Source organism: Salipaludibacillus neizhouensis, from assembly GCF_002886185.1.
Taxonomy (GTDB): Bacteria; Bacillota; Bacilli; order Bacillales; family Salisediminibacteriaceae; genus Salipaludibacillus; species Salipaludibacillus neizhouensis.
This window is the reverse complement of record NZ_KZ614146.1, coordinates 1,872,460-1,887,929: the sequence shown is the minus strand read 5'-3', so window position 1 is coordinate 1,887,929 and position 15,470 is coordinate 1,872,460. Positions and strand designations below refer to the sequence as shown.

Annotated in this window: 17 protein-coding genes; 2 read left to right on the top strand and 15 right to left on the bottom strand. The window is 36.1% G+C overall.

The features are described 5' to 3' along the window. Positions 1–103 precede the first annotated feature (103 nt). From CEF18_RS08785 to CEF18_RS08775, 3 genes are all read right to left on the bottom strand, one after another. Positions 104–358, bottom strand: a complete 255-nt coding sequence (locus CEF18_RS08785) for a small, acid-soluble spore protein, alpha/beta type (protein ID WP_110936118.1) — start codon at positions 356–358, stop codon at positions 104–106. 228 nt (positions 359–586) lie between these two features. Beyond that, complete coding sequence (locus tag CEF18_RS08780) at positions 587–694, bottom strand: YjcZ family sporulation protein (protein WP_110936117.1); 108 nt, start codon at positions 692–694, stop codon at positions 587–589. A gap of 179 nt (positions 695–873) precedes the next feature. Next, positions 874–1,170, bottom strand: a complete 297-nt coding sequence (locus CEF18_RS08775) for a hypothetical protein (protein ID WP_110936116.1) — start codon at positions 1,168–1,170, stop codon at positions 874–876. Between the two features lie 699 nt (positions 1,171–1,869). On the opposite strand from CEF18_RS08775, the gene CEF18_RS08770 reads away from it, so the two are divergent. After that, positions 1,870–3,822, top strand: a complete 1,953-nt coding sequence (locus tag CEF18_RS08770; protein WP_110936115.1) for an LTA synthase family protein — start codon at positions 1,870–1,872, stop codon at positions 3,820–3,822. A 127-nt stretch (positions 3,823–3,949) separates the two neighbouring features. Here the strand turns inward: CEF18_RS08770 and CEF18_RS08765 are convergent, their stop codons facing one another. From CEF18_RS08765 to CEF18_RS08710, 12 genes are all read right to left on the bottom strand, one after another. Continuing rightward, on the bottom strand, positions 3,950–4,846 hold the full coding sequence (locus CEF18_RS08765; protein WP_110936114.1) for a phosphotransferase: 897 nt from the start codon (positions 4,844–4,846) through the stop codon (positions 3,950–3,952). 283 nt (positions 4,847–5,129) lie between these two features. Next, positions 5,130–5,699, bottom strand: a complete 570-nt coding sequence (locus CEF18_RS08760; protein WP_110936113.1) for a manganese catalase family protein — start codon at positions 5,697–5,699, stop codon at positions 5,130–5,132. 134 nt (positions 5,700–5,833) lie between these two features. Continuing rightward, complete coding sequence (locus CEF18_RS08755) at positions 5,834–6,100, bottom strand: spore coat protein CotJB (protein ID WP_110936112.1); 267 nt, start codon at positions 6,098–6,100, stop codon at positions 5,834–5,836. Then, complete coding sequence (locus CEF18_RS08750; RefSeq protein WP_110936111.1) at positions 6,097–6,327, bottom strand: spore coat associated protein CotJA; 231 nt, start codon at positions 6,325–6,327, stop codon at positions 6,097–6,099. Before CEF18_RS08750 ends, CEF18_RS08755 begins: the two co-directional genes overlap by 4 nt. Positions 6,328–6,497: 170 nt before the next feature. After that, complete coding sequence (locus CEF18_RS08745; RefSeq protein WP_223292276.1) at positions 6,498–7,934, bottom strand: dihydrolipoyl dehydrogenase family protein; 1,437 nt, start codon at positions 7,932–7,934, stop codon at positions 6,498–6,500. Then, complete coding sequence (locus CEF18_RS08740) at positions 7,931–8,521, bottom strand: CDP-alcohol phosphatidyltransferase family protein (RefSeq protein ID WP_110936109.1); 591 nt, start codon at positions 8,519–8,521, stop codon at positions 7,931–7,933. Before CEF18_RS08740 ends, CEF18_RS08745 begins: the two co-directional genes overlap by 4 nt. A gap of 37 nt (positions 8,522–8,558) precedes the next feature. Further along, the gene (locus CEF18_RS08735) at positions 8,559–9,182 is read right to left on the bottom strand and encodes a TVP38/TMEM64 family protein (protein ID WP_223292275.1); all 624 of its coding nucleotides are present in this window, start codon (positions 9,180–9,182) and stop codon (positions 8,559–8,561) included. A 5-nt stretch (positions 9,183–9,187) separates the two neighbouring features. Beyond that, a complete protein-coding gene (locus CEF18_RS08730; protein ID WP_110936107.1) occupies positions 9,188–10,153 on the bottom strand; it encodes an ABC transporter ATP-binding protein in 966 nt (321 codons plus the stop codon). A 10-nt stretch (positions 10,154–10,163) separates the two neighbouring features. Continuing rightward, entirely contained in the window at positions 10,164–10,967 is an 804-nt protein-coding gene (locus CEF18_RS08725; RefSeq protein ID WP_110936106.1) for an ABC transporter permease, read from the bottom strand. A gap of 1 nt (position 10,968) precedes the next feature. Continuing rightward, positions 10,969–11,832 carry an ABC transporter permease gene (locus CEF18_RS08720; RefSeq protein WP_110936105.1) on the bottom strand — a complete coding sequence of 288 codons (864 nt, stop codon included), beginning with the start codon at positions 11,830–11,832 and terminating at the stop codon, positions 10,969–10,971. After that, on the bottom strand, positions 11,810–13,072 hold the full coding sequence (locus CEF18_RS08715) for an ABC transporter substrate-binding protein (RefSeq protein ID WP_223292274.1): 1,263 nt from the start codon (positions 13,070–13,072) through the stop codon (positions 11,810–11,812). Before CEF18_RS08715 ends, CEF18_RS08720 begins: the two co-directional genes overlap by 23 nt. Positions 13,073–13,254: 182 nt before the next feature. Next, positions 13,255–14,340: an NAD(P)/FAD-dependent oxidoreductase gene (locus CEF18_RS08710; RefSeq protein ID WP_110936104.1), complete on the bottom strand. Its 1,086-nt coding sequence runs from the start codon at positions 14,338–14,340 to the stop codon at positions 13,255–13,257. 380 nt (positions 14,341–14,720) lie between these two features. Between CEF18_RS08710 and CEF18_RS08705 the strand changes: the two genes are divergently transcribed. After that, a complete protein-coding gene (locus CEF18_RS08705; RefSeq protein ID WP_110936103.1) occupies positions 14,721–15,380 on the top strand; it encodes a haloacid dehalogenase type II in 660 nt (219 codons plus the stop codon). Positions 15,381–15,470 lie beyond the last annotated feature (90 nt).

The window sequence follows — 15,470 nt, the reverse complement described above, 5'->3', positions numbered from 1 at the left end:
ATTATTTTCATTAAAAGGTAGTGTTTTGTTCATAAGAAGTCTTAAAGTTTAATGAAAAGTTTATCGTCACTAATTGTATTAACTTTTAATTAGAAATTTTACTTCAGTTTTTCTTGGTTAGTTGGTTTTCCGCCATTTTAACTAATTCTCGAACCATCTTTCCACCTATATTTCCACCAATTTTTCCTGCGTCTTTCGCTTTTATTTCTCCATTGTAACCGTTGACGAAAGGAATCCTTTGTTCTTGGGCCGATTCAAATTTTGCATTATCTGGATCATTGGTATTGGACACCCTTGCCTTTAACTGATCTAATTGTTCTCTTGCTTCTGGAACAAGAATCTTATTCCTTTTCCCCACTAAATAACCTCCCCTTTCTATATTCTTCTCATTCTTAGCGGGAAGTATTAAAAATATCCTAAGTACTATGGGGGACGAATGGAAAAACTGCATATAACTATACATAAAACCATAATTTTTTTGGATGGGAGTTAAATTAAATTAGTGTAATAGGGATTGGATTGGTTTTAAAGCGCAACCTAAAAACATAAACAAAGTAGGGCAAAGGTTTCCCTGCTTTATTAAAAATTAATAAGTTGGTGTAAAATAACCTGCTGACCCTACAATGATTAATAGGATAAACAAGACTACAATTAAAGCGAAACCACCGCCAGCATAACCTCCAACTGCACTCATTCTAATACCACCAATTATTATCACATAGTAAATCGTATGCAAAAATGTTTAAAATCGTTTGGACTTTAAAAACTCAACTGAAAACAAGAAAACTATAGTAATACACCATTTCTTTAAAAACATATATTTTGGGTGATATAGACAAACACTACATCATTCTTCTGTTCACATTCTTCTAATTAAAATAAACCGGGTCTGTTACCTGGATAGTTATTGTATCCTCCATATCCACCATAGTTAGCTCCTGAATAACCATAAGCACCATAGCCAGAGGGACCCGGATAACCACCGTAACCACCGGGGGCAACTCCTGCAGGTACATCATTATCGAATAATTCCTCGCCGAGATAACCTAATCCAGCGCCCAAAAGCCCTGCACTCAGCGGACCTATACTACCGTATCCTAATCTCGAATCTCTTGTGTGAGCTGTTTGTTGATTGTACATTGGATTCGAACGCATTCCTTGATTGTACATTTTAGATCTCCTCTCAAACACAACAGTAAATTTGTGTTTATGTCCTTATCGGCTTTCACTCTAGCCTATGATATTAAGATAGATGTGTCATGGGCATATACCTTTTTTTGAGTTGTTGATGAATTCGCCCAACCAGCTATTTTTAGCACAATAATTGCTAATCGTCTTTTAGGTTGCCATCGATCATTTAAAATTGAACCGTAGCCCTTCTTCCCCCCTTTTATCTAACGTATTGAAATGAAGAGAAATGCGGTTATCATCTCTTTATTTAAGAATGGAAATATGAAAAGCAAAAGATTAGACTAAAGCAATTTGCACCCAAAAATTCTTGCTAATCTTAATTTTAATGATACAATAATCTAATGTCTCGAACTTCTAGAATAATTATTGATGTATTTTTGACTCGTTACTATTTTGAAGTTATCTACAAATAGTTTGAAATAGCCATTATACTTGGTGAAATCAATAGTTTTATCCCTTTTAAAATGGAAATATTCTTTTTTATGAGGAGTATGGACTCGTTTTTTTACTTCCAATTATATGAAAAAAGGGGTTATTATAGTCGATACATTAGTGAAACAAGGATCTTCAAAGTGTAATTAATTATGTGAAACTATGTGAAATTTTTTACATGAAAGATGAGTAGAAAACACAAAAATTATTTGGAATTAATAATGTAATATATATGGGGGAAAGATCATGAAACAAATAATCAGCAGTAAACCACTAGTTTTTTGGGTAGTATTAGCTTTCTTATGGGTTAAAACAATCATTGTTAGTTTAACAGAATTTCAATTTTCTTTAGAAAATGTGAATCAATTGATTATATTGCTGTTAAATCCACTGCCTGTGCTTTTATTAGCATTTACATTTATACTGATGCAAAAAGAAAAAAGACAAACTGGTCTTCTACTTATTTTCATGAGTTTAATTTCAGCTATTCTTTATGCCAATATTGTCTACTATAGGGAATTTACGGATTTCATCACTATACCATTACTTCTCATGGGGAATAATATTAATGATTTAGGCTCTAGTGTTCAAACGCTTGTGAACGGATATGATCTATTGTTTTTCATAGACATCCCCATTGCAGCGATATTGCTTTATAAATGGAAAAAAGTTAGGAATACACCAGACGAAAAATACAGTTTTAAAAAACTTAGTCCGCTCTATGGTTTGATTATTCTTATAACTATCGCGAATATCAGTCTAGCAAACATTGAAAGACCAGAATTACTAACCCGCACATTTGACCGAGATCTTTTAGTAAAGAATCTTGGGATCTATAGTTATCACATTTATGATGCCCAATTGCACATAACATCCAGTGTTCCCAGAGTTTTTGCAAACGAGTCAGAACTTGAAGAAGTCAATGATTATATTAATGAGGAAGCTATTGATTATATTATTAAAGAAGATAACGAAGATATGGAAAAATCCGAAGAAAAAGATTTATTTGGTATTGCAGAAGGAAAAAATGTTATTTTTGTTGCTGCAGAATCACTTCAGGATTTCGTCATTAACGAGACCGTTAACGGTGAAGAAATCACTCCGTTTCTGAATGATTTAATCGATGATAGTTTGTATTTTGAAGAGTTTTATCATCAAAGTGCTCAAGGGAAATCGTCCGATTCCGAGTTCCTGATTGCAAATTCGCTTTATCCATCAGCAAGAGGCGCAGTGTTTTTCACACATTCCAGTAATGACTATTATGCTATGCCTGAGGTCATGAAGGAAAATGGATATTATACAGCTTCTCTTCACGGAAATAATGGAAGCTTTTGGAACCGTAATGTCATGTATGAGCAGTTCGGGTATGATCGTTTTTACACAAAAGATGATTATAATGTTACAGAGGAAAACAGTATTGGATGGGGATTAAAGGATATTCCTTTCATGGAGCAGTCAGTCGATCATATGCTTGATATGCCTCAGCCTTTCTATACGAATTTGATTACATTAACAAACCACTTCCCTTTTGATTTAGGCGAAGAAGATATGTATATCGACAGGTATGATTCCAACAGTAATACGTTGAATAAATACTTTCCAACCGTTCGATATATGGATGAGTCGATTAAGGAGTTATTTAATGAGTTAAAAGAAAACGGACTCTATGAAGATTCTATGATCATCATCTACGGAGATCATAACGGTATCTCAACGAACCATAACAAGGCTATGGGTCAATATTTAGATAAAGAAGTTACACCATTCGTTGAAGTCGAACTTCAACAGGTCCCACTTATCATCCATATACCTGGTGCTGAAGGTGAGACAATTTCAACTGTCTCAGGACAAATAGATGTTCGTCCGACACTCTTTCATTTACTCGGTCTGGAGATAGAGAATCAAACGATTTTTGGTAACAATCTCTTTTCTGAAGACCGCGAAGAGTTAGTTATATTGAGAAATGGTGATTTTATTACAGATGAAGCGATGTTTATTGGCAATACGTGTTATGACAAAACAACAGGTGAACCTGCGGAAACCCCTTTATGTGAATCTTATAAAGAAAAGGTTCAAGAAGAATTGCAGCTCTCGGACAGTATTATTCAAGGAGATTTACTCCGTTTTAGTGAAAGTATTAAAGAGCAACAACCGATCCAATCAATCAATAAAAATACCTTTAATGAACAAGAGCACTAAAGCCGATTTCTTCTAAAGCATTTAGGTACGTAAAACATATAAAAAGCCGACTTCCAGTTTAATATCAAATCTGGAAGTCGGCTTTTTTCTTATTGATATAGTTATTAAGGCTGATAGATTATACCTATTAGGGTTCTGTACTCCTCCCCTCGGTCGTGTTGCAACTATTTCTCACAATGGTTTTCCAATAACTCCACGCTTTTAGATAGTCTTCTAAATCACTAGGATGATGTTTCATACACGTGGCTAACCTTAGGAACAAACCGATAAGAACTTCTTCATATAAATGTTGCTCTTTGCCGTCCCATTTTGTTACTAAGTGATTTGCGGCATATTCTATTGTTTGTTTAGATAAGTCATCGGGTGAAGAACAAAAGGCATAAATTAAATCGTAGAGTGGCAGTCCGAGAAGAGGAGTTGGATCGATTACCCCAGACAACTGAGCGTTATTAAAAATAAAATTATGTATACCACAATCGCCATGTAATAAAAAAGGTTCTTCGTTTAATGGAATTCTTTTCGGACTTTTTATAAGATGATCTATTAAGATATAATCTTCATTTTTAAGAAGAGTACCTAAAATTGTCTTTGCTTCATTTCCTTCATTCAAAAGAAAATCTGGCCATGTTTCAGCAGAATCATCTTCCCATCCCCAGCGATTCGAAGTAGGCACGGTCGTATAGTTATTAATAAGTTCAAGCACAAGTTTGTGAAGTATGTAACTTTTATCATTTCTAACTTGGTCTGTATCACCAGCAATGTAAGAATAAACGATGTACTTGTAAGATTGTTCAACGTATAAAAGGTTAGGTAATAGATTTATCTTTTTGTATGAGTCTAAATAGAGTACTTCTGATTTAAGAACTTGTGGGTCATTCATTTTAACGACACAATTCTCAGTCCCACTTCTCTCTAGTAAATACAATTTACTTGAAGTCCCTCCGTTTAATTCTTCAAATGTTATTGTATTTGAATGAATGATACCATTATAAAATAATTCGTTAATAATTTTTTGAATATCCATACTTATCTCCGTTTCGAAAGTAATTTGGTACTTAATTTGTTCTACAGCTTCCCTAAAGATAACAGAGTTTTATCATAATAAACAACCTTACTTCGATGGGATATCGAAGTGAGGTTGCATCTCTTTAGATGAAGTGACTTTTAATTAATATGTGCAATGGCTATACACGCTGCACGCCTGTTCTGAGAAAACCACTCAGACCATGCTTAAGACTATGCAGCGGATTCGCTCATTGCTTAGAGGATGTTCAAAAAAGGTAAATAACTCCCTTTTTGAACATCCTTTAAAATATTTTCTTTCTGTCTCTTTCCTCTATAAGCATATCTACTGCTTCTCGAAAACGTTGAGAATGAACAATCTCTCTTTCTCTCAGAAAACGGAGGCTGTCATTTAATTGAACATCATCGGACATGTCTATGATCCATTGATAAGTAGCTCTCGCTTTTTCTTCCGCAGCAATATCTTCATATAAATCTGCAATCGGATCACCTTTAGCTTGAATGTATGAAGCTGTAAAAGGGACTCCACTAGCATTTGTGTAGAATAAGGCATTATCATGATTAACATAATGATCCTCTATACCTGCAGCTTTGATTTGCTCTGGAGTGGCATCCTTCGTTAATTTATAGATCATCGTTGCAATCATCTCTAAATGAGCAAATTCTTCTGTTCCAATATCGGTTAATAATCCGATGACTTTATCGGGGATTGTGTACCTCTGATTTAAATACCTTAAAGCTGCGGCCAGTTCCCCATCTGCTCCCCCATACTGTTCGATTAAGTACTTAGCTAACCTAGGATTACATTCCGTCACTTTTACAGGATACTGCAGTTTTTTTTCATAAATCCACAAGTGAGTTCTCCCCCTTTTAACTAAGATATCTACCATTCTTATCTGCCTTAATAGCTTAAACCTTCAAGAACAGCCCTTCTAATGGCTGAAATGTGGTAGAAGGGAGCTGCTCTCTGTCTAGTAACCTACGTCCTCTAAATTTGCCATGGCCAAGGTGGATCATCCCAATTCCAAGGATAGCCACTGTAGCTATTCCCATATTGTTGTAAAGGACCAAATAGCTCTTCAAATTTAATTTTTAGTGTCTGTCTTGTGTGAGAATACTCATTGAATTGATTAATTGCATCGTAATCATTTGGATGAGTATCCAAATAAAGGGTCAACTCTACTAAAACAAAATCTACCGTTTGCAGTTCTTCCATCATGGTATAAAATTCATTAGGGAGCTGTTTCTTGCTCATTGATCTTCCCTCCCTTTTTCATACCATCCGTAATAAGGGTCATAAAACACTTTCCATAAAGTACCGGCATAAAGAGCTTCTTGTGGTGTGAACTGCTGTAAATTTTCTGGTTGAAATCCTAAATAAAGCTGAGCAGGTGTGGAATACACCTTTTCCGTAATTGGTGGGCAAGGATCAAAAGGACTCACATAGGGATAATATACTTTTCTCGTTGTAAAATCTTTCACGGATCACCCCTCCTTCAATTTATAGAACGCCATTATCTTAATATGCAGTTCACAGATGTCCTATGACGAAGTTCCGGTACAAGAAAACACAGAAGACTAATAATAAGTCTTCTGTGTTTTCTTGTACCGTTCGCTTTCGGTTAACGCTCGGTGAGGCTCCTCCTAGCATTTCACCTAAACCATTTAATATATTTCTTTATCACCTTTGGCAACGAACCTTCAAACAGTTTTTTTCGCCAATATAAATCGGCTGTACTTTGAACTGCCGCAGCATGATTGGGATATGGGTGTATGACTTGGGATAAATCCCCTATCTTTTTTTTATACTGTTTAGCAAATATAACCTCTTGCATAAAGTCCCCAGCTCCCTTACCAGTTGCATGAGCACCTAATATATAGCCCCGTTTATTCGTAAGTATTTTAACCAGTCCTTCCGTTTTATGGTCAGCGACAAAACGATCTACATTAGCTAGCGACACTTTGAAAACATCATACTTCAACTTTTTTTCTTGCAGTTCCTCTTCCGTGTTACCGAGGTGAAACACTTCCGGATTCGTATAGATGACCCAAGGAGCATTCGTGTAATCAACTTTTCTTCTGAGTCCTAAAACCGCATTTTGAACGATAAGTTTTCCTTCCATCCCGGCAATATGAGTAAAAGGTAATGTGCCATTAACGTCACCTATAGCATAAATCGATGGGATATTTGTCTGAAGCTTGTTGTTAACTGATATATGACCTGAATCTGTTTGCTTCACGCCTGCGTTATCTAAATCTAGTTTATCCGAGTTGGGAGTTCTGCCTGTAGCTAGGAATATCTCGTCTGTCGTTAGCTCCTCCGTCGATTTATCTTTCTTTTGAATCGTTACTATTTTTTCCCCATGACTAGAGTGTACATTGGTTACGGAAGCATTAAATACAAAAGAAACTTCTTTCTCTAATTCTATTTGGACGTTTTCTCTAATCTCCTTATCTTCTTGTTTAAATATGGAAGAAGACCGTTCAATAATTGTGACCTTGCTTCCTAGTCTTGAAAAAGCTTGAGCAAGCTCGACTCCGGTTGGTCCACCGCCTATAAATACAATACGATTAGGAAGTTCCTCCAGGTCAAAAACCATTTCATTCGTTAGAAATCCACTTTCTTTAAGACCTTCAATAGGAGGAATAAGGGGACGAGTTCCAGTAGCAATGACAATTCTCTTTCCAAATATACGTTCCTTACCATCAATAATGATCTCATTTTTGGATAAAAAAGCTCCTGATCCTATGTATACATCGATTCCTAAGTCGCGGAACCGATCGGCATCATCATGCTTTTGAATGTGGGCAATCGATTCATGTACCCGGGAATTGATTTGTTTCATGTTGACTTCCCCACTCGATGTCATGCCATATTGTTCCGTATTTTTACTCGAATAAATGGTATTAGCAATTTCAATCAATGCTTTTGAAGGAATACATCCAACATGAAGGCAATCTCCTCCAGGTTGTTCGTTTTTTTCGACTAGAGCTACTTTTGCACCAAGTGAACTCGCTCCAGAGGCAACGGTTAAACCAGCGGCGCCTCCACCTAAAACGATAAGATCATATTTTTCCACTATAATCATCCTTCATTTAATATTTTCTTAGCCTCTAGAAAGCGTTGTATCCCCGTAAATGTTTCAACGGCAAAGAAGATAAGCGTAAAGAGCAATCTGTAATCACCAGCGACCATCATCAAAGTTAAAAGGATAAAACCTTCTGTTCTTTCAGCAAGTCCTGCTTGATAATAAAACGACTTTATTCCTTGTTTGTCCGATACGGCACCTACTGTTAGAAATACCGTCATAGAAAAAATAATCGATACCGACAATATTAACAGGGCCCATTGTAATTCTGGGAAGCGAAATGCTATCCCTAATATCACACTAATTTCCACAAGACGATCAAATGTCACATCCATGACTGTTCCCCAGGACGACTGCGTTCTTGTTTGCCTCGCAATAGAGCCATCGACTGCGTCTAGAAATCCTGATAGCCAAAGCGAAAATACCGAAAAAAACAGATGGTCAAAATAAAAAAATACTCCGGAAGATGAACCAATCAGAAAGGAAATGACGGTCACTTGATTTGCTGAGAGACCTCCCTGCACACAAAGCGTAGCTGTTTTATCAATAATGGGTTGTACATATTTTCTTGCGTGTGTATCGAGCATCTTAACGCTCCTTTCTTTTGAAACCGAACTTATTTCTTTATTTTTGATTGAACAGCAGTGGGAAGGTAGAAATGACTAGAAACAAACCGACGGCCAGCAAAATAGTCTCAAGTCTAGGTTCCACGAGACTGGACCCTAAAAAGTTATAAGCGAATGTTCCAGGAATAATTCCTAGCGCTGTACCTAGTATAAATTGGATAAACTTCACTCTTGATATGCCTGACAGATAGCTGATCATATCAAAATTAAAAATCGGAATTAGTCTCACGATAATGACATAAATAAAACCATTTATCTCAAGTTGTTCTTGAACTTTTTCACCCTTCCCTTTCCACTCTTTCTTAGCTACATTTTTCCCGAGTTTTCTGGAAACCCAAAATGCGACTGCTGCAGAACCTGTTGCACCAATTACCGTTAAAATGGTACCCCATACAGCCCCGAAAGCTAATCCACCGGCTAAAGATAAAATGGATGCGGGAAACAAAATCAAAGGTCGTAACGTATAAACAATAATATAAAATAATGGAGCTAAGATACCAAAGCTCAATATCCATTCTCTTATTTCAATTGGTTTGATATTTAAGTAACGATAGTTGAAAAATAAAAGGAGTAATATAACAAATAGAACAAGGCTCCATTTTATAAATGATTTGATTTGCAAACCAATCATTCCTCTCCAAAGGTGACAATATGAGATAAATCTGTTACACCAATACTAATTTCTTCGAACAATTGTAAGTCATCATCAATCTGTAAAGAGATTTGCTGGTTCAGTTGCGGAATATCCAGGAAAAAAACTTTTTTACCAAATTTAAAAGAAACAGATTGTACGAAAGCTTTCCAATACTTAATTAAATTAGTGGGGTCTCCTTGAACAGCTAAATGATTAGCATGAATGAATTTAGTCCCTTCTATAATTAGTCCTTCAGAAAGAAATTTGGCAACTAAAAGATTTTTCGGGTATTCGTATAGGTCTTCAGGTTTTCCCATTTGCTGGATTTTCTTATTTTCGAATAGAGCAATTCGGTCCCCGATTTCCATTGCCTCATCAATGTCGTGAGTAATAAAAATGGCTGTGGTCCTATGTTCCCGAAGCATTTCCTTTACCCAGTACCGCATTTCTTTTCTCAACGTTTGATCCAGGTGACTGAATGGTTCATCAAGCAGCAGTAACTGAGGTTGCGTAATCAAAGCTCTTGCTAGAGAAACACGTTGCTGCTGTCCACCTGATAATTCATGAGGAAATGCTTGACGATAGGATAAAAGACCAATCCTTTCAAGGAATTCCTTTCCTTTTTGTGCGATTTCCTTTTTGCTTAAAGCAGTGAACTTTAAACCATAAATAGTATTTTCGAATACTGTCATATGTGGGAATAAAAGAGGTTGCTGGAACATTAAGACAAAAGGACGTTGTTTTGCCGAAAAGCGGGTAATGTCTTTATCCTCTAAAAATACGTTTCCTGATGAAAAATCCTCAAGTCCTGCGATCCCTCTTAATAATGTGGATTTCCCTGCCCCTGAAGGACCAACGATACATAGTGTTTCTCCTTTTTCAATGGAAAAGGAGAGATGATCGATAATAACATCCTCTGAATAAGATTTCGTCAAGTTTGTAAATGTAATATAAGACATGCTGCACCTCTTATTGTTGTGTGTTAGTTAAGCTCCGATATGGTATAAACATACGAATAACAATTTCAATAATTAAAATAAACAAGAGTGGTATACCAGCAAATAACAAAGAAAAGCTTGCAATAACAGCATTATTTACAGAAGATAAATAAGGAAAGTAAATCATCGCTAACGTCACCACGTTTCCTCCACCGATTATTGCCGTTAAAGCATATTGACTTAAAGAGATTACGAATATCAGGAAAGTAGCACTGCGAATGCTAGTAATAAGTTGTGGAAGATAAATACTAGTAAATACTTCTTTTTGCGATGCCCCTAAACTAAGAGCTTGTAATTCATAAAACGACCCAACACGTTCAAACCCCGATCTAAATATTTTTATCGTGTAAGGAATTGTTGGTACGAGATGAACAAGCGCTACCCCCGCCCAGTGATCTGCAACTCCTATACGTATCATTGTTAAATGCAGTCCCATGGCAACTGCCAAACCAGGGATAAGAATCGGCATTAGTAGAAAGGCTTCAATAAAGCTTTTCCCTTTAAATGACTGAAATGCTAAAACTTTCGCAGCGGGAAACCCGATTGCTAAATTTATAAAAACAACGATTGCACCAATGCCAATAGATGTTCTTAGCGCAAGAAATAATTTGGGTTCTTCTATTAATGCATTCCAACCTATTGTACTCCATTCAGTAGGAAGGATTTGTGGCCAAGTCCATTGTAAAGCAAAACTAGTAACGATAAGAAAGGCGACGGGGAAAAAAACTAGTAAGCCAATGATTGAGAAGAGAAAGGAATAATGTCTGTTTTTCATCCTACCTCTCACCTTTCGATACACGTATTCTTAAACGATTTGTCATGGAAAAAAGTACTATAGAACAAATTACTATGATACTAGTAACGATAATCATTGCAGCAAAAGCCATAGGACGTTGACTCCAATCCCCTTGAAAGAACCAATCATAAGATAGAATAGAAACCATTTTAGGATAAGTCGCTCCTAATAGAAAAGGAACTTCAAAGGCAGATAACACGAATGCAAAAATAATAATTCCTGCTTCGCTAAGTACCGGGAAAATAGTTGGCCATTCCACTGTTTTAAATATCTCCCATTTAGAACCGCCTAACGTTTGGACGACGTGCTTGTACTGGTGATTCATTTGAATATAGACAGGAAGAATGATTAGAATCACGAAAGGAACTTCCTTGAAAATATACGTAGATATAATGCCAATACCATGCTGATCCTGAGTTAGGACTGGAAAATGAGTAAAGTCTTCTAAGAGTCCCAATTCGTATAATAAGCCTGAAAACCAACCGGATTGTGAAAATAAAAGGATAACGATGTATCCCCAGACAAAGTGAGGAAAGAGCATAGGAATCCAGATAAGCACTTTCACCCAATAATTGCGTAAATAATAATACATCCAGCGTGTAATGACTACTCCTATAAACAGCGAGATAAAAGTTGATGTAAGTGTTACCTTCAAACTAAATAAAATAGAATCACGAAATGACTGGTTTTCAAGTAATTGCTTATAGGCATCTAGTGTCCATTGTCCATTAATAGTAATGCTTTCAAGCAATGCCATCATGATTGCGTATCCTACAAAGATAAAAACAAAAAGTACAGCTGGGACCAGTGGCCACACATATTTAGTCTGTTTGAACCACTTCATTCAACCACTTCTCTCTTATCCACCCTCCATATTGTGTATCCACTTCTGGAAGGAATGCTTCGTTTAATTCATTTGCCGGTAAAACAGAACCGCCACGTTCCATTGCAGCTAATTTTTCTTTGTTGTCATTAGAAAGCTTTTCTGGATCAATACCCATGCTTTCTCCCCAATATGTTGTGTCATATTTGGTCATTTGAGCCTCTGGGGAGAGTAATTCATTAATTGCTACGAGAGCTCCTTCTTTATTTGGCGAGTTATATGGAATCGCTAAAAAGTGTGTATTACCAATAGAACCTGAATCAAGTACAAATGATTTCGTACTTTCAGGGAAAGTTCCATCGTTTATGAAACTTTCCGCTCGAGCTTCGTTATAACCCATTGTCATCCATATTTCTCCCTGGCTGTACAAACGGTCAAGCTCTGTTAATGAGGCAGGATATGTCTCCCCATCTCGCCATAGAAAAGGTTCAATGTCTCTTAAATACTCCCACATTCCATCTGTATTGTTCGTAACAAATTCTTCATCGAATCCATTTTCTAAAAGCTTATCGGGACCGCCTATTTGGTCATATAGCAGATGTTGTAAAAAAGCATTTCCTGTAAAATCACTAGGCTCCGGATATACAAATTTTCCAGGGTTTTCTTTCACCCAAGTTGATAGTTCTTCAAAAGACTTAGGAGGATCTGAAACTTTTGCGGAGTCATATTGAAAGACAAATTGGACACTTCCCCATGGAGCTTCTAAACCTTCTACCTCCGTGCCGAAGTCATATAAAATGTCTAAACTCTCTGTATCAACATATTCCTGGTAATTTGGCAGAACTTCCGTAAAAGGTCCAAACAATAAATCATTTTCTTTTGCATTCAAAAAGTTCTCGCCGTTAATCCATATTATATCGATCGTCCCTTCTTCTTGATTTGCACGCTTTTCATTCATTAGTTTTTGTAATATTTCATTCGTATCCATCGCTACTCTATTAAGCGTAATGTTATGTTTTTCTTTTAATTCAGGGGAAACAAATTCATCCATATAAGCATTAATTCCTTCATCTCCACCCCACATAAAAATGCTAACTTCACTCTCAGAAGCATTTTCCTTATAGGAATCCCACTCTTTTAGAAGTATTTCTTCGTCAACTGCGGTGTTATCGGTGCTGTTGCTGCAAGCAGATAGTAAAATGACAATAAACGGAAACAAGTATGCAATATTCTTCGTTTCCAATCTTATGTATTTAAACAAAAAATTTACCCCTTTCTTATACCTTAAATAGTAACTTTTTAGATTGTCTTTGTCACAAGATAAGAATTTTTAAAAAACATGATTTTTAGAGATAATTTTATGCTTTCGAACAGAGGTGCTCGAATTCGCTCCAGGCGAACGCTTTCCGCGGGCAATGCTTCAGATATAATGTACTTCTCTGTCTATTTGAAACTGGCCATGTATTTCTTATCGATATAGTTTTTTAATCGCCAGGGGAATCTTCCTGCAATCACTTTTTTACCGTACAAAAGGAGACCGCGTTTATTCCCTAATGATAAAATCGACAGAAATTTATCATTAGGGATGAAATCATCTAGTTTTTGCCCTTTTATAAAACGAAGTACATTTTTATACAGAACGGGAGCTTGCCTAACCGCATAAACGCCATTTTTAGGTAAAAAGGGATGGTCTAATAAAGTTACACAGTCACCTGCTCCAAAAATGTTTGCGTATTCTCGAGACTGTAATGAATTTTGGACTGCTAAAAAACCTCTTTCGTCGGTTCGAAGATCACTTTCTTTAAAAATGTTTGATGCTTTAGCACCTGTCAGTAAGATTATTTTGTCATATTCAACTTTGTCGTTGTTGTTCAGATAAATAAAACGTGTATCCATACTGTTAATTTTTACATGTGTGTATCGTTTAACTGGAGTAGCCTTCATGTATGTATGAAGTTTATTTGAAGCATTTTTGCCTTCACTCTCTAATAGATTTGAAGTGGTTATAATAGAAACAGGTGTTTCCAGTCCTTGTTTGTTCCTCCACGCTTGAATAGCCAGACTTATTTCACTGCCAGCAGCGCCGCCACCTACAATTACTGGTTTAGAAGCTGATCTTACTGCTTCAATCGTTCGCGTAAATCGATGATTCGGTTTAATGAACCTTGCATGAGTTTGAAAGTCAGGGTGATCATTCCCTAATGTTTCTGATCCTATATCAAAAGATACGACATCATACTTTATCAATTCACCATTTTTAGTGGTTACAGAGTTCTCGTTTGGAGCGAGTTTAATAATGGAATCTCTGATAAATCGTACGTTGGCTCTTTCGGAGATTTTCTCTAAGTTAATTCGAATCTCTTCAGCATAATATAATCCCTCAGCGAATCCTGAGAACATTCCAGAGTAATAGTGATATGTACTAGGCGAAACTAAAAAGATTTCTATGGACTTGATAGGATTATTAATAAGTTGTTTCATAAAATAAAGGTGAACATGGCCGCCACCTACTAATAGGATTCTTTTCATACACTCATCCTTTCAATAAGAGTGCCCATTTTCAAGTTTACCCGTGCACTGTCTCATTAGCTTGCTATTACCTAAAGTACAGGATAATAAACAATTATGAATGTAAGCTATCATACACCGGAAAAAAAGTTAGACAAGTTTTCTTCACTTTTTCATCCATTTGCACTATGATTGGGTCAAAGATCGAACGATTTCGTAAATCGAGAGCAATTTGAAGAAGCTAAAGGCAATGGCTCTGTAGAGACTAGCAGTTGTAGAAGAGGTAAAGTATTGTTAGTGGGAAGACTCTGCTTGCCGCGAATGCAAGTGTGTCCCTATTCTTATTAAAACAATAGTATATAGGATTTCAGCCATAATTAATTATCGGAGGTTATTTACCTATGATAAAAACAATTGTATTTGATGCATACGGAACACTGTATAATGTCTATTCCATTGAGAAAAAATGTGAAATAGTTTTTCCAAACCTGGGTAAAAGGATAAGTGTTCTTTGGAGAGAAAAGCAAATTGAGTATTCATTTTTAAGGCAGCTAACAGGAAATTATGTTCCTTTTTATACTGTAACTAAAGAAGCATTAAGATACGCTTGTAAAGCATGTGATGTGAGTCTTGATGAAGAGAAAGAAAGCATTCTTCTTAAAGAATACTTATCTTTGGATGTCTATCCAGAGGTAGAAAAAGTTCTTGAGCAAGTAAATAACAAACAGTTGGTAATTTTCTCGAATGGTTCACGAGATATGTTAGAACCGTTAGTCAAAAATTCGGTCCTAGCAGAACATATTCATCAAGTAATAAGTGTAGATGATCATAAACAATATAAGCCAAGTGCAGCATCTTATTACCAAGTTTTGAAGAAACTCAATCTTACCCGGGAAGAAGTACTGTTTGTGTCATCAAATAGTTGGGATATTATTGGCGCAAAAACCTTTGGATTTAAAACATTATGGGTAAACCGAAAAGATGCCCCAACTGAGGAAATGGAAGTCAGACCGGATTATATAGCCAATGATATTAAGAAAATTAGTGAGATAGTGAATTAGTAATAATTGATCTCATGGAATATAAGATACAATATTAAAACTGCCTTGATAGTTAAAAACTCAAGGCAGTTTTTTGGTTAAGTGAATCTA